Consider the following 21,139-nt stretch of genomic DNA (forward strand, 5'->3'; position numbering starts at 1 on the left):
CTTTTCGCTTTTATAGAATATCAAGCCAGATTTTGATTGCTGTACCAAGAATCAACAGCGACAAGATCCATTGCAATACTTTGGTGTTCGCTTTTTGGCCCACTTTTGCACCCAATGGAGCTGCCAGGATACTGGCCACGATCATGACTGCAGCCGGACCATACAGGATCTGGTCAGTGACGATTTTACCGACCGTTGAACCGATGGATGAGATAAATGTAATCGCCAATGAAGTCGCGATTGTCATACGAGTTGGAATACGCAAGACGACCAGCATGATCGGCACCAGGATGAAGGCGCCTGCTGCACCGACAATCCCTGCCGCAATTCCGACGATGAACGCCAGGCTTGCAGCAATCCACTTATTGAATGTCACTTGATCTGCTGGAATGTCATCCAAGCCTTTTTTCGGGATGAACATCATGACGACGGCGATGGTTGCTAGGATGGCATAGACGATGTTGATAGCCGACTCAGACAAGAGAGTCGAGCCGTACCCTCCGATAAAGCTACCGACTAAAATGGCGCCGCCCATATAGGCGATAAGGGACTTATTCAAATAGCCACTGCCTCGGTATGCCCATACCCCCGCGATTGTCGCGAAGAATACTTGAATGGCACTGATACCTGATACTTCATGTGCTGAAAATGCCGTGTATCCCAGCATGACCGGGATATATAACAGCATCGGATACTTGATGATGGATCCGCCGATTCCGACCATTCCTGAGATGAAGGAACCGACAAAGCCGATCAAGAAAATAACAATCATAAAATCAATACTCATGGAAACTCACCTTTCTGAAAAAGCCCTGTGCTTTTTCTTGCCTCTATTTAATGTCACTTCCTATTATACCCCCGGGGGTAAATTTGTGAAGTGATTTTGCTTAAAAAATGGAAACTTTACATTCCTGCAATCATTTCGGAATCCATCTGAAATATGAAAAAGTGCTTGAAATATAAGAAATTAGCCATCTTCCTTAAAAGAAAACCTGCTGATTTCTTATATTCCAAAAGCTATAGTGGATAAATCTGTTCCAGTTCACCGGTTTCCACGTGAAAAATGCACCCTGAAATTTCAACGCTTTTTCCATATTGCCGATAGACCGGATGCTGCTGCAATCGCTTCACTTGGCTGAGCACGTTCAATTTTGACAGCTCATCAAGTGTCGGCTGGCCGCCGCCAGTTTTCTCCGGCAAGCCTCTCCTGATATAAGCTAGCCATTTCTGCAGTTCCGGCTCTTCATTGCCTTCCCAAGCGGCTTTTACACCTCCACAGCCTGTATGGCCTTTGACGACAAGCTTCTTGACGTTCAAATGGCGGATTGCATAATACAAACTGGCAGAGAAGCTTTCGTCTTCTTCCACGACTTGGTTGGCGATGTTGCGGTGGACGAACATATGCCCAAGCGGCATCTGCATGATAATGGAAGGGCTGACGCGCGAATCACTGCACGACAACAAGAAGTATTCAGGCGTTTGTCCTTTTTTCAGCTCGTCGAAATAGGATGGATCCTGAGCTTTGATTTTTTGGATGAACTCTTCGTTCTGCTTTTTCAGCTCTGCACTTTTCACAGCCGCTCCTCCCTGCCCTTGATTGAAGATAAAGCATCTTCAATGCTCATGTAATGGATGCTACCGCCGTATTTACGTTCCCAATCCGCTCGTTTCAGAACATCCAACACCGTATTCTTGATGCCTGCAAAGACCATTCTCACTTTGCCGGACTGGCATTGCTCCATCAGGTCTTCAAGCGCATGGATTGCGACGGCATCAATGGAATTAACGCTGGAGAAATCGAAGACGACCCATTTTGTCTCGGGCTTTTCTGCGAGCCTCTTACAAAGCTGCTCTTCCAAAAATGTCATGTTGGCGAAATAGAGTGAGGCATCTACACGAAAAATGAGAATTTCCGGATCCGTTTCGGCATCTGGATACCGATTCGTATTGCGGTACACTTTTTCTTTCGGCAAATAACCAAGTTCGGCTACGTGTGGATAAGCACTGCGGCGGATAAAGACGAGTAAGGAAAAAATCGCCCCTGCAATGATGCCCTGTTCTATGCCAATCAATAATGTCGCAAGAAACGTCAACAGCCATGTCAGGCCGTCTACTTTATTCACTTTGAACAGGTATTTCAGCTCTTTTGCATCGATCAAGCTGTACACAGCGACCATGATGATCGCAGCCAACACCGCATTCGGCAAATAATAGAACAAGCCTGTAAAGAACAGCAAGGTCAGGATAATCAGCAAGGCGGTGATGATCGACGCGAGCGGTGTGCGCGCCCCTGCCTGATAGTTGACGGCAGATCTGGAGAACCCTCCCGTTACCGGATAGCCAGCAAAAAAGGAGCCCCCGACATTGGCCAATCCTAGCCCGACTAGTTCGCGGTCTGGGTCGATCTTGTATTTTTCTTTTGCTGCGATCGCCTTAGCCATCGCAATCGATTCCATATATCCGATAAACGAAATCGTTAAGGCAATCGGCACTAACGCTATCAACGCATCTATCTGAAATGCAGGCAAGGATAAGGGTGGCAAACCGGCAGGCACTTCCCCGACGATTTTCACCCCTAGCCCGTTCAAATTGAAGAGATAGACAGCCAAGATGCTCAATACAACGACCACTAGCGGTCCTGGTATTTTCTTGACGTATTTTTTCATGAGAATCAGCAAAACGATACTGCCCAGACCGATGGCCAGTGTCGCAGGGTTGATTTCCCCGGCGCGCCGAATCGTCTCACCGATAATCAGGAAGACGTTTTTATCAGCTTCCAGGCTGACGCCGATCAAATGCTTCAATTGGCTGAGCCCGATAATGATGGCCGCCGCGGACGTAAACCCACTGATGACCGCATGGGACAGGAAGTTGACGATAAAGCCGAGCTTGAAGACGCCCAATAGCAGCTGGATCACCCCGATCATCAACATCAACAACAGCACTAGGGAGATGTATTCGTCCGTTCCCGGTTCCGCTAATAGCGAGACTCCTGATAGCACAAGCAAGGAGACCATCGCCACTGGCCCCACAGCGAGCTGCCTCGATGTTCCGAACAATGCGTAGATAATAAGCGGGACCGTCGAGGCGTAAAGCCCGATCACCGGCGGCAATCCAGCCAGCATCGCATATGCCATCCCCTGCGGAATGAGCATGATGGCAACGATCAAGCCAGCATTCAAGTCACCGCTCAAGTCTGATTTTTTATAGCTGCCCAGCCACTCAAGAGCCGGAATCCATTTTTTCAACACAATTTACCCCTCCTATCGAATAAGCAACGCTTTTATAGCATACCGATGCAATGAAGCATGATCGCCCATCGCAAAAGCCTATTCTGCAGGAGGGATACATCCGCATCAGCTCCCGCTATTTCGGTCATTTTTTATTGTGTGAACAATTTCAGCTAAAAAACGGGAAAAAGAAAAGGACATCATTCGATGCCCTTCACTCTTCAGCCCTTTTTGATCCAGAACTTCAGCACGTCGCCATCGACTTGCTGTTCCAAGAGTTCGTGGCCGCCTGATTTAGCCCATGCAGTCAAATCCGCTGATGCGCCTTTATCTGTAGCTTGGATTTCCAAAACTTGGCCGGAATCCATATCTTTCATTTCTTTTCTTGTTTTTACGATCGGCATTGGACAAGCCAAGCCTTTTGCGTCTAGTACTTTATCTGCGTTCATCAAAATCTCTCCTTTAGAATGTTTTATTATAGTTACTTGCTATTGATTAAACTTAACGTACGGCGCAGCGGTTCGGGCCGATTTCCATTTCGCGCTGCATTTCTTCTTCTGGTGTGATCTTGCCCATGTTGGTCTTGCGGATATCTTCGTAAGCATTCGGCTGCGGTGGTAGGTTCTTCGTCACCATGTCGCGGAACTCCTGCTCATCTTCGATATTCAAGCCGTGATTTTCTTTGAATAAGTCGCTCAATTTTTTCGCGACACTGCCGTCTTCATTCAATTCTTCCATAATCATGAAGTGAGCCGGAAGAACGACCAATTCGTTTGCAAGCGCTTGGTAGCGGCTGTATAGAGATTCGCGCAAATCGCCAACCCAGTCTTCCGCTAGCCCTGCAAGGTCCGGGCGTCCGATAGAATCGATGAACAGGATATCACCTGTCATCAAGTATTGATCATCAACGATGAATGAAGTCGAACCGATTGTGTGTCCTGGCGAGTAGAGCGCTTCGACTTTCGAGCTTCCGAATGCCGCTTCGAAGCCGCCTTCAAGCGGTGTATAATCGAATACCACTTCTTCAGCGTCAGCTGGCGGCAAGTAGTACGTTGCGCCTGTCGCTTGTGCAATTTGGCGTCCGCCTGAGATATGGTCCGCGTGAAGGTGGGAATCGAATACGTGCTTGATCGCTGCGCCTTTTTCCTGCGCGAAGTTCAAGAAGACATCCGTCATGCGAGTCGCGTCAATGACTGCCGCTTCACCGCCAGAAATAGCCATGTAAGACAAGCAGCCTTTGCCGATACGGACAAATTGGTAAAGTTCTCCGCCATCTTTCAAATCGCCGACTTTCACCGGCTCCAAGTGCTCGCTCCATGCTTTCATGCCGCCTGATAGATAAGCCGTTTCCACGCCTTCATCCGCAAGCATATCTGCAACCATGATGGAAGATCCTTCTTTGGCGCAGACGACCAAAATATCGCGGTCTTTCGGCAATTGATCGATGACTTCTTCAACGCCGTCCAATAAATCAAAATATGGAATGTTCAAGTACTGGATGTTGCCGCCTTCGATTTTCCAATCGGCGAATGCGTCGCCGTTGCGGACATCAAGGATGAACAATGGTTCGTTATCAATTACTTTGCGGGCTACTTGCGCCGCTGTCATTGCTTTTACTGACATAAACTAATTACCTCCCGGGGTATATTTTTTCGCAAAAAATTTTTCTATTGATTAGAATGTAAGTGTCACGTCTGCATCTTGTGCAAAATCAAGGAATGTTACTGCGCCGCCGACTTCAATGCCGTCAACGAATGCGTCTTTCTCAAGGCCCATGACATCCATCGTCATTTGGCAGCCGATAAATTTAACATCGAGGTCTTGCGCCATTTCGATTAGTTCCGGAATAGCCGGTACGTTCGATTTCTTGAAGCCTTCTTCAAAATGCTCTTTGCCTTCTGGCATCGGCAATTGCTGGTTCGCTTCTTTGTGGATCAAGTTCAAGCCTTCAAATGTAAAGAAAATGGACACTTCGTGATCACTTGCTGCAGCTGCTGTTGCAATATTGAATACTTTATATGCTTCGAATAATCCGCCGTTAGAGGCGATGATTGCTGTTTTCTTGGTCATTAATGAACACACTCCTTCAAAATTTGGGGACTGGCCCGATTACTCGGTTTTGCCAGTCCAATCACGCATGCCAGGCACTACGTTATACAAAGTCTTGAAACCTTTTTTCGCCATCATGTCGCCAGCGATTCCGCTTCTGCGGCCTGAATGGCAAATGATGTAGATTTCTTCGTTCTGGTCCAATTCGTTCATGCGGTTCTCCACTTCGCCGAGCGGGATGTGCTTGACGCCAGGGATATGCGCTTCATCATATTCTTCTTGCTCGCGGACATCCAGAATGTTCAACGAATCCCCATTTTCAACGCGTGCATGGAAATCAGCAAGCGATACTTCGGGAATTTCGATTGTCTCTTCCACTTCATTTGCACCGTCTTTGCGCAAGTAATGAAGCAATACGTCCCCTTCTGTTTCCGTGCCGATGTATTCATGACCCGAGCTTTTCGCCCATGCCTGCAAGTCGGCTGTTGACCCTTTATCAGTAGCCTGGATTTCCAATACATCACCGGAAGCCAGGTCTTTCATCGCTTTTTTCGTCTTAACGATCGGCATTGGGCATGCGAGCCCTTTAGCGTCCAATACTTTATCTGTTTGAACCATTAATCATTCTCCTCCTTTTATGAATCCGAGCCTGTTGTTGAAGATTACTCGGTGTCGCCTTCCCAGTTCATCATGCCGCCGTCCATATTGATGACGTTATAGCCGCGGTCTTCCAATAACCGGCTGGCCATGCCACTGCGGTTGCCAGAACGGCAAATCATGATATGTTCTTTCGATTTATCGATATCCTGCAAGCGGAACTCCAACAGGCCAAGTGGAATATTGACGGCTCCTGGAATTTTTCCTGCAGCGACTTCTTCTGTTTCGCGCACATCGATCAGCGATGCCTCAGGGTTGTTTTTGATGTATTCCTGAACTTCTTGTGTAGTCATGCTTTTCATGTTAAATTCCTCCTCAAATTATCCGCGGTAACTGCTCATTCCGCCTCTGATATTCACTATATTGGTAAACCCGTTTTTCTTCAATAATTGGCTCGCTCTGCTGCTGCGCATGCCGCTTTGGCAGATGACCAGTGTTTCTTTGTCCTTTGACAATTCATTTACACGCTTCGGCAAATCATTCAATGGAATGTTCTTGAAGCCTTTAATATGGTTCGCTTTGAACTCTGCAGGCGTCCGGACATCGATATACTGCTTATCTTTCTTGCCGAGTGCTGGTTTCAGTTCGTCAGTGGACATTGTCTTGATTCCTTTAGTTGGTGCAGTAAAGCGGGAGATCGCGAAATAGGCAATAACCCCGACTGCAATCCAGAGCAACCATTCCATCTATACTTCATCCTTTCCACTTTTGGGAGTTAGATAAACAAGTTGACGTTGCCGTCTTCTGCGTCGCCAAGATAAGCGGCTACGCCAGCGTATTCAATTTCATCCAAGAGCTCTTCTTTTTGCAAGCCGAGAAGATCCATTGTCATCGTGCAGGCAACCAATTTAATGTCTTGTTCTTGAGCCATTTCAATCAGATCCGGCAATGGCATTGCATTATGTTTTTTCATGACTTGCTTGATCAATTTCGGGCCCATGCCCCCGAATTGCATATTGGAAAGCCCGAGTTTGTCGGCTCCGCGCGGCATCATTTTTGAGAACATCGTTTCGAGGCGCCCTTTTTTGATTGCTGGCGGATTTTCTTGGCGAAGTGCATTCAATCCCCAAAATGTATGGAAAATGGTAACTTCGTGATCGTAAGCCGCTGCTCCGTTTGCGATGATATAGGCGGCCATTGCTTTGTCATAGTCTCCGCTGAAAAGTACAATTGTTGTCTTCTTTTGTTCTGCCATTCTGTAAATTCCTCCATTAATTACCCCTGTGGGTATATTTTATTCCAAAAAAAAGAACGTTTTATAGTGGCGTCGCACTTTTTATAATACCCTATAGGGTATATTAAAGCATGTATTCTGCTATGTCAACAGGAAACTTCTTTTTTTCTATATCTACTGTTTATCGGCTTTTTACGAGAAGCTCGACCGCTTCTTTCACGACGTCTTCCGTATTTTCGCCTTTTTCCAAGCTATCGCGTACACAAGACTGCAGGTTTTCACTGACAATGACTCCGATCGTCCGGTCCACTGCGCTTCTTACTGCCGACAGCTGGGTCACTACATCACGGCATTCACCGTCTGCTTCGACCATTTTGATGACTCCGCGCAATTGGCCTTCAATCCGCTTGAGGCGGTTTTCAATCTTTTTATCGTATTCCATCAGACAAGCCTCCTGTTCAATATATTGAAGTTGTTATGCTTAATAATATACCCCTAAGGGTATAAAGTCAAACGAAAAACTCACTGATTATTTTTCGCTTTGCCTGAAGTTATTTTAACACGGAAAGTCCCCGCCAATACAGCGGGGACCCTTGTATAACCGGCACCGCTTAGACTGCACAATTGTTCGGGCCGGTTTCCATTTCTTTTTGTTCGTCTTCTGACGGGGTGATTTTCCCCATGTTTGTTTTACGGATATCTTCATAAGCGTTCGGTTGCTCTTTCAAGTTTTCCGTCACTCGTTTGATGAAACGTTCTTCATCATCGATATTGAGCCCTTCATTTTGATTGTAAAGCTCGCTGAGTTTTTTGTGGACGCTGCCGTCTTCGTTCATTTCTTTGACGTCTGCATAATGTGCAGGCAAAACAATTAAGTCTTTCGACAGGTCATCGTAGCGTTCATAAAGCGTCTCGTGCAAATCTTCTGCCCAATCCGTCGCTTTCCCCGCAAGGTCTGGACGGCCGATCGATTCGATGAACAGGATATCGCCTGTCAGCAAATATTCATCGTCGACGATAAATGAGGTACTGCCGATCGTATGGCCTGGCGAATAGAATGCCTTGATCTTGGCTTTCCCTACTTCCACGGTTGTTCCGTCTTCCACTGGTTCATAACCGAATACCACTTCATCCGCATCTTCCGGCGGCAAGTGATACTGTGCGCCGAACTGCTCGGCCAATTTTCGGCCGCCTGAAATATGGTCGGCATGGAGATGGGTATCCAACACATGAGTGATTTTCGCCGAATGCTCTTTTGCGAAGTTTTCATACGGTTCGGTCATTCGTGCCGCATCGACCACTGCCGCTTCGCCATCCGATTCAATCAAATAAGACAGGCAGCCCTTGCCAACGCGGACAAATTGATAGATCGCGCCGCCAGTCTTCAAGTCCCCAATTTTCACCGGTTCCAATTGTTCACTCCAAGAAGCCATCCCGCCTTCAATGGAAATAATGTTTTCAAATCCTTGGTCCTGCAAGTACTCCGCCGCTTTCTTCGATGTGTTGCCTTTCGCACACATCGTATAGAGCGGTTTTTCCTTCGGCAGCTTGTTGATTTCTTCGCTGCTTTCTTCTATTTTATTGAACGGAATATTATGCAATTCAACTTGACTGCCTTCTACATGCCAATTTTCCACATCTTCTTTGCTGCGGACATCGAGAATGGCAACAGGTTCATTGTTCATTACTTTTTCTGCAATTTCTTCAGCGGATGTAAATTTGACTGTCATAAAAAAACTCCTCCATTCGTAAATTTTCGAAAATTAGGCGGTTCGGTCGATGCAGCTGATGAGGCGGTTTTCGATATCTGCAGCCACTTCATTCAATTTGCTGCCGTCTTCTGCCATGCCGATCAATGATGTCGGCTTTGGCATGCCAATTTTCGTTTCTTCGCCTTCTTTATATACGACAATTTTGCATGGCAGGAAATAGCCGACCATCAAGTTTTCAGAGAGTACCGTATTCGCTTCTTTCGGGTTGCATACTTCCAGGATCTTGTACGGTGTATCAAAGTCTTGTCCCTTTTCCTGAAGTTTTGCCGTCAAATCGAAGTTCCATAATACGCCGAACTGCTCTTCTTTCAAGTTTTCCTCGAGCGATGCAACTGCTTCATCTACAGATTTGCTAGTCGTAACGGTATAATCAAACATTTTTTCTGCCTCCTCTTATTTAAATCGCTTCTAGAATTACCCTACCCCCTATTTTTCCGACTAAACATATGGCCTCTTTACTGACAAAAAAGCCAACCTTCTTGTGAAGGCTGGCTTTGGCAATTATGAATGAATCCATCACCAGATGAAAACCGCAAACAGGATGGCGATTGCCGTGATGACAGCACTTGAAAAACTGCCAATGAGCAATTGTTCACGCTGGGAAAATGCTCCTTTTTGAAAAGCTAAGAAAGTTGTGGGGGAATGAATCGGCAAGATGGTGACGCCGCCGATGATCATGATCAATAAAAACGCCATCGGCAAAATCGGCAAGCCCAACATTTCTGCAAAACTGACGATGATCGGAAAAATGACAATCATCGATGTGGAAGGCACGACAAACAAAAAGCGCAATAGGAAAATGAGACAAGCGATAAAAATAATATTTACCCCCTGGCCCATTCCTGCTGGCAGCAGTTGAATTAATTGGCTCGCCAGGACACCGGCCGTTCCGTTTTCTTCTATTAAATAGCCAAGTGAAAATGAGGCGCCGAGCAATAGGAAAGTTTCCCAATCGTAATCCCGGACGAGCCGGTCATCGACTAGCCCATTCATCGGCAATGCATAATAAGCGAGCAATAGGAAAGGCGCGACTATGAGTGGGATCTGTTCCTGATCGATGACGATCCAGCTGATGATCATGCCGAAAAACGGGATGATCACCCACCAGAATCGTTCCGGCAAGCGGGCGGCAGGTGCAAATTCCATCTGTTCCATCTGAGGCCCGGCACCGCTACGGCGCTTGAAAAAGAACCAGACACCGAAACTGACCAGTAACAGCGACAGCCAAAGCGCCGGTGCAATGCGAACGAACCAGCCGAGCCAGGAAATTTGGATGCCTCCGAAATCGCTCAGCAATTGAGCAGCTAAAATCGGGAATCCACCGCCCGTGAAGACGATCATCGTCGAGTTCTGGTTCATCATGCCGATAACATAAAAGCTGAACTGACGGAACAGGCTTCTCTTGCCGAGTGCGAAACGGTCGTTTACTTGCTCGATGATCGGCTCCAGAATCCGGAACCTGGCGACAGCTGAAGGCAGCAGGATGGGCAAAAAGACGATCAATAGCGGCAAGCCGACCAATAGCCGCTGGACTTTGCCTTTGCTCATTTTCAATAACACGCCGACAAATACTTGATCGGCTTTCGCTTTCACCAGAACTTTGGAAATCAAAGTCAGTGCCAGGATGAAATAAAGCGCATCCGACAGAAAACCGGCAAAAGCCTGCTCCGGCTCTTCCGTCAGGCGGAAAAGCAGCAGCAGGCCAAGCACCAGAAGACTCGAAGTGGCGAGCGGCATAGCACTTACCGTCCACAAACCGATGGCGATGCCAAGCAATAGCAGCGTCAATTTCTGGTCATCCGTATAAGCATCCAATAAGCCGATCATCCATAAAAGAGCAAAACCGGTGGCCAGCAGAAAAGCAAGAACACGCGGCACTAGCTTAGAGTTTCTCACTTTCCCACCCCTTAACGTTGTTTATATGCCAGCCTATTGCTTCTCCATTTCAGGAATGCCGGAACCAATAATGAAATCAATGCAACCAAGAGTAAGGATAGCGGAAGCGGAGTATCGACAAAAATGCTCAAGCTGCCGTTGGAGATGGTCATGGATTGGCGGAAAGCCTGCTCCATCATGCCTCCAAGGATAAATGCCAAGATGAATGGCGGTGCTGGGAATGAAAAGATCCGCATTGCAAATCCTAATGCGCCGAATACCAGCAGCATATATAGGTCAAAGACGTTGAAGCTGATCGAATAGACGCCGATCAAACTAAACATGATGACGAGGGAAATCAGCAAAGGACGTGGAATGCTCAAGATTTTTGCCAAATATGGAATCAATGGCAAGTTCAAGATCAACAGGAACACGTTCCCGAGATACATGGAAGCGATGATGCCCCAGAAGATTTCCGGGCGGTCGGTCATCAAGAGTGGTCCTGGCTGTACGCCGAGCACAAGGAACGCACCCAACATGACAGCCGTCGTACCCGAACCTGGAATCCCTAAGCTCAAGAGCGGGACGAACGCACCGCTTGTCGCGGCGTTATTGGAACTTTCCGGTGCTGCGAGCCCTTTGATGGACCCTTTCCCGAACTCTTCAGGATTTTTAGCGATTCGTTTTTCAAAAATATAACTGATGAAAGAAGCGATTGTCGCTCCTGCACCCGGCAAGACGCCGAGCAAAAAGCCGACGAACGACTGGCGGCTGACTGGCCCGCTCATTTCTTTCAAGTCTGCCTTGGACAACTTCAAACTGCCCAGTTTCTGGTCGTCGCTCAAGCTGCGGTTTTTGCGGTTCAGGATCAGCATGCAGACTTCAGCGACCGCAAAGAGGCCGAGCGCGATGATCAAAAAGTCGAATCCGTCGAACAGGTTGACGTTCCCGAATGTAAAACGCTGCGTCCCTGTCTGCGGGTCGATGCCGATCGTGACGACCATGAAGCCTGCGACGGCTGCGATCATCGCTTTGATCGTCGAGCCTTCAGAAAGACTGGAAATCGCGGTCAAGCCCATGAACATCAAGGCGAAATACGCTGGCGGCCCGAAAGAAATCGCTACGCTCGAGAGCGCCGGCGCGAGCAGCATCAGGAGGACGACCGAGACGGTTCCTCCGATGAATGAAGAAATCGCCGCAATGGCCAGTGCTTTCCCAGCCTTCCCTTGCTGGGCCATCGGATAGCCATCAAAAGCTGTAGCGACCGTTCCGGAAATCCCCGGGGCATTCAACAGGATCGAAGAAGTCGACCCGCCGAATACAGCCCCGTAATAAACGCCCGCCATCATGACGAGTGCCGGTGCCGGGTCCATCCCATATGTAATCGGAATCATGATCGCAATGGCGCTGATCGGGCCTAGCCCTGGCATCATCCCAATCAAGGTACCGACGATAACACCGATCAGTACGAACATGATTCCTTCTAGACTTAAGGCAACTTGAAAACCGGTCAATAGACCTTGAAATGCATCCATATGGAAACTCCCTCCTTAAAATGGCAAGATGCCGCGCGGCAAGACAATCCCCAGCGCGAAAACGAAAATAGCATACATAACAATCGGAAACAGAAGAGAGACCAATATATTTGTCTTCCATGCTCTATAACCTAAAAACCACGAACAGAAGAAAATGAACAATGTCGTCGTGATGATAAAGCCGATCGCTTCAAACAATAGAATGTAGACAAAAATCATGGCAAATACCGCGGCAATGACCCCTAGTTCTTTTTTCGGGATATTGCGCTTCGCCTTTTCGGCATCCGTTTCCACTACACGGGAAAAGAACAGGAAGACGGACAGCACCAATAACAAGATGCCCAAGCCCTTCGGAATGACATCCGCATCGATCGGAGCATATTCGTAATTGGGCAATTGAAAACTTAAATATAAATAGACGGCCGCAACAATGAAAATCAGCAGCCCTAACTTCCGGTTTATGGTTGCAAGCAAACGAAACGCCTCCTTTTGACTGAAAAGAGAGAAACCGAATGCCAAAGATCCGGTTTCACTTGTCGATTTTTTACTTTTGAGCTACCTAGGCAGCTATATGTTCTTTTGCAAAGAGAATTTTATTGGCCTAATCCGATTTCCTCGAGCAATGCGGCAATTTCCTCTTTTTCGCCTTCGAGGAATTCGCTGTATTCTTCACTGTCCATGTACATTTCGTTCCAGCCGTATTTCTCGCGGACTTCCGCAAATTCTTCGGATTCACTCAATTCCTGGAATTTGGCTTCGTAATAATCGACCGCTGCCTCATCCATTCCTGGAGGACCGAAGAATCCGCGCCAGTTGACGAAACTCTCATCGATGCCCTGCTCGATTGCTGTCGGGAATTCGGAAAGCACTTCCCCTTCCATGCGTTCTTCTGCCGTCACACCCAGAACTTTGATATTGCCGGCACGCACTTGCTCAATCGTTTCGCCGACACCTGTGGAGAAGACATCTACCGAGCCGTTCAGAACCGCTGTCAAAGCGCCGCCTTCTTGGTCAGAAACGTATTTGATCTTTGTCGGGTCCACGCCTGCCGCTTTGGCGATGCGGACAAATTGCATATGGTCCATGCTTCCCGGAGCGGAGGTACCGATAACCGTGATGCTTTCCGGGTCGTCTTTCATTTGGTCGAATAAATCGTTTAAATCTTCAAATTCGCTATCTTCACGGACAGCGAACGCGCCGTAGTCTGCAATCATATTGGCAAGCGGCGTAAAGTCTTCATGGCCATGTTCCGATTGGCCGTTGAGCGGCACGAACATCAATGGTGGTGAAGCGACGAACATGCTGTGGGCGTCGCCTTCTTTTGCGTGGACATAAGCCCAGCCAATCGCCCCGCCTCCGCCTTCACGGTTGATGACGGTCATGTTTTCATCGATGATTTCCGTTTCACCGAAGACACGGGCAACTTCACGGGCTGTAGTATCCCAACCGCCGCCTGATCCGGCCGGCGCCACCACTTCAATCGTTTTTGACGGCTCAAAGTTGCCGTCTTCCCCTGCCGTATTTGACGCATCTTCGGATCCGCACCCGGCGAACGCTAAAGCGCTTACAGTCAAGACACTGGCAAAAATCGTTTTTTTCATTTTGTTTCCCCCTCAGTTCAAGTAGTTTTCTTATGAGTTGAAGTATAACTGCGAATTTTCAGAATGTAACCGTTTGCAAAATAAGCTGTATAAAGGTTTTTGTGATCATTTTGTTCATAAAGTTCATGATAAATGACTTGGTTTACTGATATTTCATTTATAGGAAACTACAGGTAATTACGCTAGAGTTTAGAGAGTAAACTTTAAGGAGGCCTACTATGAAACGCCTACCAGATGCAACTCCCGGCATGGCGGCCATTGCACTCAGCATCATACTAGTTCTCAGCATTGGAAGCGCCATTATGGCACAAAGCTATTTTAGTTATGTAGAAGTGACGGAAGCAGCCGACCGTTGCTATGAGTTAGGCGGATTTCCCGAAATCGAGAAAAGCGGTTGGCAAATGACTCATTTCGAATGCCACACCGACTGATTGCTGACAACGAAACGATAATGCAAAAAAGCAACTCCCCTAATTCAGGGAGTTGCTTTTTTTAGAACTCTAGAGAAGTATGTCTGCCGAAGCTTGTCACTCGCCTTCACTTCATTTAACAAAGTATTTCCGTTCCGGCCTGCCGACAATCCCGTATCCAAGCTCAGCATAGCAATCATCCGTCGACACCAAATATTCCAGATAGCGCCTGGCGGTCGTGCGGGAAGCGCCCATCTCTTCGCCCATCTTCTCAGCCGTTACGCCTTCCTCGTATTGCTCCAATAATTTCTGCACTTTCTGCATCGTCAGCGGATCGATGCCTTTGACCACTGGCGCTTCTTTTTTGACCGCCTTAACGCCGAACAGTTCATCCAAATACTCCTGGTCGATGGTTTCTTGGTTCGACAGCTTTTCCCTGTCTTTCCGGTATTTCTCGATGGTCGCAGTGAATTGGCTAAGTTCGGCAGGTTTTAAGATGATGCCTTTTACGCCTTTACGCAGCGCCGTTTCGATATACTCCCGCTCGTTTGCTGCCGACACGAGGATGATGTCGGTCTCTGGGCTTTCTTTCCTTAACTCATCGATCAACTCGATACCGAGCCCGTCAGGCATGTAATTGTCCAATAACACCAAATCCGGCCGCTCTTGCTTGACCGCCGCCAGTGTCTCAGCGCAGTCTTTCGCTTTCGCTGCCAGTTCCACTTGCTTAATCTTCGCTAAAAACTTCTCGTGCACTTGCGCAACACGAAAATCATCTTCTGCAATCACTACCCGCAGCATTATGCCACCTCCATCGTTTTTTTCGGGATAAAGACGCTGAATACTGTCCCGTGCTGCGGCGTCGAATCCACTTCAATCCAGCCCTCCAAATCTTCGACTGCTTGTTTGACGATCGCTAAACCATAGCCCCTATCCGCTTTTTCAAGTTTCGTGGAGAATCCTTGCGTGAAAAATTGGTCGAGGTTGCCGGTTTCGATTCCGCGCCCGCTGTCCTGGACTTCGATGACCAAGTCGTTGCCGATATCAGTAATGAAGAAAGACACTTCTTTCCTGTCGCTCGACTCGACTTCTTCAATGGCATTGTCGATCAAATTCCCGACAATGTGAATGACTTTGGAGATATCGACGTGAGCAGGCAATTTGGCGAGCGAACTGTTTTCGTCCACCGACAGCTCGACTTTCGCTTCAGAAGCTTTCCCCATTTTGCCGAGCAGAATTGCCTGAACTTTTTTGTCTTCGATATGATTCAGTGTATGCTTCGTCTGCTTTTCATGATGATGGGTCTCTTGCTGGATCAGCCGGACCGCTTCCTCGGTCTCTTCCAATTGCAGAAGCCCGGATATGGCGTACAGCTTATTGGCGTATTCATGCGTTTGCGCCCGCAGGCTTTCCGAGTATTGGCGGATTTCCGATAGGGTTTCCAGCACTTCCTGTACTTCCGTTTTTTCACGGAATGTCGAAACGGCGCCGACCATTTCCCCTTCTGCCCAAATCGGCTTTTGATTGACAATAAACCTCCCGCCAATGAGAATTTCTTTATTCTTCCATGAATTCCCTGTCGTCAAAGTTTCGCCCATCCTGAGTTCTGGCAATATGTCATCGGACGGTGTGTGGAGAAAACTTTGGTCCATGGCGAGCATTTTTTCTGCGGAGCTGTTCAACTCTGTGATGCGGCCGTCTTTATCGATGGCGATGACTCCTTCGATAATCGATGACAGCAAAGCTTCCCGGTCCTGATACAAGCGGGCGATTTCGCGAGGTTCAAGCCCGAGCGTATCTTTCCGGATATTCTTCGCCAGCAGGATGCTGCCCAGGACGCCGATGACGAGTGTCAATAGAGCCAGCGCCATCACGTCCATAATATTGCCGAAAATGATCGCTTCGATATCGTCAATCATATATCCCACCGACACCACACCGATGACGCGTCCGTCACCGTCATAGATCGGCGCTTTGCCACGCAGGCTTCTGCCGAGCGAGCCGAATGCTTCGGATACGTAGACTTTGCCTTCTTGGAGGGCGCGCTCGTTATCACCGCCGACCATCCGTTTGCCGATCTTTTCGGGATCCGGATGCGAATAACGGACGCTATCCCGATTGCCGATGACAATGAACTCGGCGCCTACTTGCTTGCGCAAATACTCAGCGAGCGGCTGGATTTGCAAAGCCGGTTCCTCGTCATCCATCGCTTCGACAATCGTTGGCATGGCCGAAATACCGATCGCTGTTTCCTGCGCGCGTTGGCCGATGTTCTCTTTGATTTCCGCAATTTCCTGATAGCTCAAAATCCCGCCGAACACCACTGTCGTCAACAGTACGAGCGAAGTCGTCAGCAGGATGATTTTGGTTTGAAGCGATAATTTTTTCATGGCACCTGTCCCCTGTATAGACCGTTTTTCATTAAATGTAGTCTACCATATCCCGAAACGGCCGAAAGAAAAAATTCTTAGAATTCTCTAAAAACATCATTTTTCCAATAAAAAACCCTGTTCTCCAAAATGGAAAATCAGGGCTTGTCGTTATGCTTTTGTAATCTCGGCTTCCAGTTCGACTGCAACATTGCCTTGGATGGCGCGCGTGATCATGCAGGAAGATTCCGCTTTTTCCGCGAGTTTGTGCGCCAGCTTGAATTCCTTCTCCCCTGCCTCGGCCGACAAGACGACTTTCGGGCGGTGGATGATTTTTTTATAGGTAATGACGCCATTTTCGACTTCCACGATTCCTTCCGACTCCATCGTCAGCGACTCTTTCGCAAGCTTGCTGCGCTCCATCATCGCGGCGAGCGTGATGATATAGCAGGTCGCTGCCGCACCGAGCAGCATTTCATCCGGATTGGTTCCGACCCCTGGGCCGTCCATTTCGGGGGGAATCGAGATGTGCGTCTTCAAATTCCCCGATTCGATTGTCCCGACATCGTTTCTGTTGCCGGGCCAGTCTGCTGTTAAATGAAAACTATGCAAAGCCATTGCTGTTTCCTCCTGTTCTATTCCCAATCTTCCATATCTTCGCTTCGCGGCATTGCTGTGATGGCTCCCGCCCGTGTTGCACAAAGAGCCCCCAGCTTATTGCCGAATCCAGCGCAAGCAATCAATTGTTCCTGGTCTTCCGGCATACCGTTTAAATGGACATGGCGGATGATGCCTGCCATAAACGCATCCCCGGCGCCCGTCGTATCGACAGGCTTGACCGGCACGACCGGTACGTGGATCGTCTCGCCTTTATATACCGCGTGCGTGCCATGCTCACCGTCCGTGACGAAAACGACAGGAAGCCCGTAAGCTTTCAGGCGCTCAATGCCCGCTTCCATTGAATCAGCTTCCATGAGGAACAATAATTCTTCGACCGTCAGCTTCAAAATATCCGCTTGCGGCAAAAAGCGCAGAACCGTTTGACGGCACAACTCCTCGCTTTCCCAGCGCAGCGGCCGGATATTGACATCGTATGAACAAATCACACCGTGAGACTTCGCCAACTCCAAAGCCTGCGCCGTCGTTTCACGCGCTTCCGGATGAAACAGTGTCCCAGAGCAAAAATGGAATAGGCTGGCCGATTCGAACGCTTCTCCCGCCAGCTCGTCAGCCTTTACTTGCAAATCAGGCGTTTCATTATCATAGGAAGCGAAAACGCGGTCGTTCGTTTCCGTTAAATGAATATACACGCCGCTGATGCGTTTTTCCGGGCGTTTGACAGAATGCTTCAAATCGACGCCTTCCGCCCGCAGTGCTTGGCAGAAAAACTCCGAAATCTCATCGTCGCCGGTAATCGTGATGAATGCCGACGGGACTCCGAGGCGGCTGACGCCGGCCGAGACGTTGACGGTGGCGCCTCCGAGATACAAATCGAATAGATCGTTTTTTTTGGTCGTTGCGATATAGTCGACAAACGCGTCGCCGTAAGTCAGGACGTGCCTGTTAGCTTCCATATTTCTCTCCCCTTCTCCAAAGAACCCTTAGCTGCTGCCTTATTCGCAGCAAGCTGTTAAAATTCACTTTCCCTATTATTTCAACAGAAAACAGGCAGGGCAAGGAAAAAGCCTGAAAAGTGCGGCGCTACAATATTTTGCATAAAAAAACAGCCGGAGAAAATATCTCTCCGGCTGGGCTCTCCTATTATTCAGCCATCCACTCCGGTTTTCCGAAGCCTTCGAATTGCTCATCGATGACCGTTTCAAATTCTTCCGACTCGACGATCTCGACCAAATCCGCTGCCAATTCGCTGTCTTCATTTTCAGCTGCAACGGCTACGACATTGCGGTACTGGTCAGGCATGTTTTCGAGCGCCAACGCATCGAGCAAATCCATGTCCGCAGCCAGTGCGAAGTTTCCTGGAACGGCTGCAAGGTCCGTGCCTTCAACTGCACGCGGCAATTGCCCTGCCTCAATCGGCTGGAACACCAGGTTCTTCGGATTTTCCGTTACATCGCGTTCAGACGCTTGAAGCACTTCCGCTTCCGGATCGAGTTCGACCAATCCTTCGTCCTGCAGCATCAATAATGCACGCGCACCGTTGACAGGATCATTCGGAATCGCGATGGTCGCTCCGTCGGATACCGCATCCAGCGAATCGAATTCATTGGAGTAGATGCCCATCGGCGCAGTCGGAACCGTGATCAATGCGCTCAAATCCATATCGTTTTCTGTTTCAAAGTTTTCCAGGTAAACCGTATGCTGGAACAAATTGGCGTCAATTTCCCCGTTATTCAATGCGTTGTTCGGCTGGATATAATCGCTGAATTCAATCGTTTCGACCGTGTAGCCTTTTTCTTCAAGTGCAGGCACGATCGCTTCGTTCAACATGTCGCTATAAGGGCCCGCTGTCGCACCGAGCTTGATGTCTTTCGACGCTTCGCCGCCTTCTGTCGTTCCTGTGTCCGCTTCTTCTCCGCCGCATGCGGCCAGTGCAAGCGCGCTCGCTGCCAATATCCATGTGAGTTTCTTCATGTCATTCTCCCCTTATCGTTTATCAAGTTTTTTGGCTGTAAAGTCGCCAGCCTGTTGAATCAATTGGACGAGCACAATCAAAATGACGACCGTGACAATCATGATCGTATTATCATAGCGGTAATAGCCGAAACGGATCGCCAAATCCCCGATACCGCCGCCACCGACGACGCCCGCCATCGCGGAATAGGCAATGAGGCTGATGACCGTCAACGTGATGCCTTGGATCAGGCTCGCTTTCGCTTCCGGCAAGAGTACATCTTTAATGATCATCCAAGGCGTCGCACCGACCGCGATGGCCGCTTCGATGACGCCTTTATCGATGTCACGCAGCGCCGTTTCCACAATGCGTGCGAAAAACGGAATCGCCGCAACCGACAAGGAAACACTCGCTGCGACAGGCCCGATTGTCGTGCCGGTAATCAATTGCGTCAACGGGATGAGTGCGACCAGCAAAATGATGAACGGAATCGACCGGACGATGTTGACGACAAATCCGATGACGGAATTGACCGGGCGGTTCTCCCAGAACAAGCCGCGGTCTGTGATGAACAATAAAATGCCGAGCGGCAAACCGATGACAAGCGCCACGCCAAGCGAAATGCCGATCATGATCAAGGTCTGATAAAACGCCACTTGGATTTCCGGCCATAATTCGATGATTCGTCCCCATTCAATTCCCATGCTCCATCACCTCCACAATCGCTTCACGCTGCTCAAGATAGTGAATCGCCTGACTCACGTCTGCTTGGCCGCCTTTTAGTTCCATAACAAAAATGCCGAGGGGCAATTCCTGAATGTATTCGATCGCCCCGTGCAGGAAATTCCCTTTGACCGGATAGCTTTGCAGCATATCGGAAATGATGCCATCTCCAGCGACTTCGCCTTTGAACAAGACTTTAACGATTGTGCCGTCACATTTCTCCAGGATTTCTTCCGGTACATTGAACGACACGACGCTCGAGATGAATTCCTTCGTTAATGCGGTCTTTGGATCGGCAAAGATGTCATAGACACGGCCGTCTTCGATGACACGCCCGCCTTGCATGACCGCCATGCGGTCGCAAATTTCTTTGACGACGTTCATTTCGTGCGTAATCAATACAATCGTAATATTGAGCTTGCGGTTGATGTCTTTTAATAAGCGCAAGATCGATAAAGTCGTATTCGGGTCAAGAGCGGAGGTTGCTTCGTCGCATAACAACACGGCCGGTTCATTGGCGAGTGCGCGGGCGATGCCGACGCGCTGCTTTTGCCCACCGCTCAGCTGCGCCGGATAGACATTGCGCTTGTCCGACAAGCCGACCATTTCGAGCAGTTCATCGACGCGCGGGCCGATGTTCTTGCTTGGGGTCCCTGCTGCGCGAAGGGCGAAGGAAATATTCTCAGCGACCGTCTTTTGGCTGATCAAATAGAAATGCTGGAAGATCATGCCGATTTTGAGGCGCGCTTTCCGCAAGCCATCGCCACGCAGCTTCGTTAAATCCTGGCCGCCGACTTTGACGATGCCTGACGTTGGCCGTTCAAGCAAATTGATGCAGCGGATGAGGGAACTTTTTCCGGCACCCGAATAACCGACGATGCCGAAAATCTCACCGGTTTTCACTTCCAAAGTGACATCATCGACGCCTTTGACTGTGCCGTGTTTGGTTTGATAAGTTTTGCTCAGTTGTTCGATTTGAATCATGCTGTCCACTCCCCCAGGCAAATAAAAAATGCCTCTTTTATCAAAAAAGAGACATCGAAAATTAGAATTCCGACTTATCTTTCAGAATGAATTCCATTCTGCAGGACTTGGCACCTTCCCAATGAATGGGGGTTGCCGGACGTCATAGGGCCTTACCCTCGGTCTCTCTTGATAAGCATGCATATTTG

General features: G+C 48.7%; 25 protein-coding genes and 1 riboswitch. Of the genes, 1 reads left to right on the top strand and 24 read right to left on the bottom strand.

What is annotated here, in order from left to right; genetic code table 11:
• Positions 1–10: 10 nt before the first annotated feature.
• The 17 genes from ON064_RS06290 to ON064_RS06370 form a co-directional block, all read right to left on the bottom strand.
• Positions 11–787: a sulfite exporter TauE/SafE family protein gene (locus ON064_RS06290; protein ID WP_211655209.1), complete on the bottom strand. Its 777-nt coding sequence runs from the start codon at positions 785–787 to the stop codon at positions 11–13.
• Between the two features lie 230 nt (positions 788–1,017).
• Positions 1,018–1,575 (bottom strand): carbonic anhydrase, encoded by a 558-nt coding sequence (locus ON064_RS06295; RefSeq protein WP_274624107.1) that lies wholly within the window; start codon positions 1,573–1,575, stop codon positions 1,018–1,020.
• Positions 1,572–3,251: a SulP family inorganic anion transporter gene (locus ON064_RS06300; RefSeq protein ID WP_274624108.1), complete on the bottom strand. Its 1,680-nt coding sequence runs from the start codon at positions 3,249–3,251 to the stop codon at positions 1,572–1,574. The genes ON064_RS06295 and ON064_RS06300 overlap by 4 nt, the downstream gene beginning before the upstream one ends.
• A 200-nt stretch (positions 3,252–3,451) precedes the next feature.
• On the bottom strand, positions 3,452–3,679 hold the full coding sequence (locus tag ON064_RS06305) for a sulfurtransferase TusA family protein (RefSeq protein WP_068870419.1): 228 nt from the start codon (positions 3,677–3,679) through the stop codon (positions 3,452–3,454).
• A gap of 52 nt (positions 3,680–3,731) precedes the next feature.
• Positions 3,732–4,853, bottom strand: coding sequence for an MBL fold metallo-hydrolase (locus ON064_RS06310; protein ID WP_211655212.1), 1,122 nt, complete (start codon positions 4,851–4,853; stop codon positions 3,732–3,734).
• Positions 4,854–4,904: 51 nt separating this feature from the next.
• Positions 4,905–5,300: a DsrE/DsrF/DrsH-like family protein gene (locus ON064_RS06315; protein ID WP_274624109.1), complete on the bottom strand. Its 396-nt coding sequence runs from the start codon at positions 5,298–5,300 to the stop codon at positions 4,905–4,907.
• Positions 5,301–5,339: 39 nt separating this feature from the next.
• Positions 5,340–5,897: a sulfurtransferase TusA family protein gene (locus tag ON064_RS06320; RefSeq protein WP_274624110.1), complete on the bottom strand. Its 558-nt coding sequence runs from the start codon at positions 5,895–5,897 to the stop codon at positions 5,340–5,342.
• Between the two features lie 44 nt (positions 5,898–5,941).
• The gene (locus tag ON064_RS06325; RefSeq protein WP_121298701.1) at positions 5,942–6,238 is read right to left on the bottom strand and encodes a rhodanese-like domain-containing protein; all 297 of its coding nucleotides are present in this window, start codon (positions 6,236–6,238) and stop codon (positions 5,942–5,944) included.
• Positions 6,239–6,256: 18 nt separating this feature from the next.
• Complete coding sequence (locus tag ON064_RS06330) at positions 6,257–6,622, bottom strand: rhodanese-like domain-containing protein (protein ID WP_058382750.1); 366 nt, start codon at positions 6,620–6,622, stop codon at positions 6,257–6,259.
• 29 nt (positions 6,623–6,651) lie between these two features.
• Positions 6,652–7,131 (bottom strand): DsrE/DsrF/DrsH-like family protein, encoded by a 480-nt coding sequence (locus tag ON064_RS06335; RefSeq protein WP_121298703.1) that lies wholly within the window; start codon positions 7,129–7,131, stop codon positions 6,652–6,654.
• Positions 7,132–7,291: 160 nt separating this feature from the next.
• Complete coding sequence (locus tag ON064_RS06340; RefSeq protein WP_274624111.1) at positions 7,292–7,552, bottom strand: metal-sensitive transcriptional regulator; 261 nt, start codon at positions 7,550–7,552, stop codon at positions 7,292–7,294.
• A gap of 169 nt (positions 7,553–7,721) precedes the next feature.
• Positions 7,722–8,840 carry an MBL fold metallo-hydrolase gene (locus ON064_RS06345; protein WP_274624112.1) on the bottom strand — a complete coding sequence of 373 codons (1,119 nt, stop codon included), beginning with the start codon at positions 8,838–8,840 and terminating at the stop codon, positions 7,722–7,724.
• 33 nt (positions 8,841–8,873) lie between these two features.
• The gene (locus tag ON064_RS06350; RefSeq protein ID WP_274624113.1) at positions 8,874–9,260 is read right to left on the bottom strand and encodes a DUF302 domain-containing protein; all 387 of its coding nucleotides are present in this window, start codon (positions 9,258–9,260) and stop codon (positions 8,874–8,876) included.
• A 138-nt stretch (positions 9,261–9,398) separates the two neighbouring features.
• Positions 9,399–10,778 (bottom strand): SLC13 family permease, encoded by a 1,380-nt coding sequence (locus ON064_RS06355; protein ID WP_274624114.1) that lies wholly within the window; start codon positions 10,776–10,778, stop codon positions 9,399–9,401.
• A gap of 11 nt (positions 10,779–10,789) precedes the next feature.
• Positions 10,790–12,292: a tripartite tricarboxylate transporter permease gene (locus ON064_RS06360; protein ID WP_121298709.1), complete on the bottom strand. Its 1,503-nt coding sequence runs from the start codon at positions 12,290–12,292 to the stop codon at positions 10,790–10,792.
• A 15-nt stretch (positions 12,293–12,307) separates the two neighbouring features.
• The gene (locus ON064_RS06365) at positions 12,308–12,766 is read right to left on the bottom strand and encodes a tripartite tricarboxylate transporter TctB family protein (protein ID WP_274624115.1); all 459 of its coding nucleotides are present in this window, start codon (positions 12,764–12,766) and stop codon (positions 12,308–12,310) included.
• 119 nt (positions 12,767–12,885) lie between these two features.
• Positions 12,886–13,893, bottom strand: a complete 1,008-nt coding sequence (locus tag ON064_RS06370) for a tripartite tricarboxylate transporter substrate binding protein (RefSeq protein WP_274624116.1) — start codon at positions 13,891–13,893, stop codon at positions 12,886–12,888.
• 218 nt (positions 13,894–14,111) lie between these two features.
• Here ON064_RS06370 and ON064_RS06375 point away from each other — a divergent pair, with 218 nt between their 5' ends.
• Positions 14,112–14,324 (top strand): hypothetical protein, encoded by a 213-nt coding sequence (locus ON064_RS06375; RefSeq protein WP_274624117.1) that lies wholly within the window; start codon positions 14,112–14,114, stop codon positions 14,322–14,324.
• Between the two features lie 111 nt (positions 14,325–14,435).
• On the opposite strand, the gene ON064_RS06380 is transcribed toward ON064_RS06375, so the two are convergent.
• The 7 genes from ON064_RS06380 to ON064_RS06410 all read right to left on the bottom strand — a co-directional run bounded on the left by ON064_RS06380 (position 14,436) and on the right by ON064_RS06410 (position 20,951).
• On the bottom strand, positions 14,436–15,104 hold the full coding sequence (locus ON064_RS06380; RefSeq protein WP_274624118.1) for a response regulator: 669 nt from the start codon (positions 15,102–15,104) through the stop codon (positions 14,436–14,438).
• On the bottom strand, positions 15,104–16,693 hold the full coding sequence (locus tag ON064_RS06385) for an ATP-binding protein (protein WP_274624119.1): 1,590 nt from the start codon (positions 16,691–16,693) through the stop codon (positions 15,104–15,106). The genes ON064_RS06380 and ON064_RS06385 overlap by 1 nt, the downstream gene beginning before the upstream one ends.
• Before the next feature lie 150 nt (positions 16,694–16,843).
• The gene (locus ON064_RS06390) at positions 16,844–17,290 is read right to left on the bottom strand and encodes an OsmC family protein (RefSeq protein ID WP_274624120.1); all 447 of its coding nucleotides are present in this window, start codon (positions 17,288–17,290) and stop codon (positions 16,844–16,846) included.
• 17 nt (positions 17,291–17,307) lie between these two features.
• A complete protein-coding gene (locus tag ON064_RS06395) occupies positions 17,308–18,246 on the bottom strand; it encodes a carbohydrate kinase family protein (RefSeq protein ID WP_274624121.1) in 939 nt (312 codons plus the stop codon).
• 187 nt (positions 18,247–18,433) lie between these two features.
• On the bottom strand, positions 18,434–19,264 hold the full coding sequence (locus ON064_RS06400; protein WP_058382737.1) for a MetQ/NlpA family ABC transporter substrate-binding protein: 831 nt from the start codon (positions 19,262–19,264) through the stop codon (positions 18,434–18,436).
• A gap of 12 nt (positions 19,265–19,276) precedes the next feature.
• Complete coding sequence (locus ON064_RS06405; protein ID WP_101191632.1) at positions 19,277–19,948, bottom strand: methionine ABC transporter permease; 672 nt, start codon at positions 19,946–19,948, stop codon at positions 19,277–19,279.
• The gene (locus tag ON064_RS06410; protein WP_274624122.1) at positions 19,938–20,951 is read right to left on the bottom strand and encodes a methionine ABC transporter ATP-binding protein; all 1,014 of its coding nucleotides are present in this window, start codon (positions 20,949–20,951) and stop codon (positions 19,938–19,940) included. The genes ON064_RS06405 and ON064_RS06410 overlap by 11 nt, the downstream gene beginning before the upstream one ends.
• Positions 20,952–21,022: 71 nt before the next feature.
• Positions 21,023–21,129, bottom strand: a riboswitch (SAM riboswitch).
• Between the last annotated feature and the right edge of the window lie 10 nt (positions 21,130–21,139).

This window comes from Planococcus sp. A6, assembly GCF_028823615.1.
Classification (GTDB): domain Bacteria; phylum Bacillota; class Bacilli; order Bacillales_A; family Planococcaceae; genus Planococcus.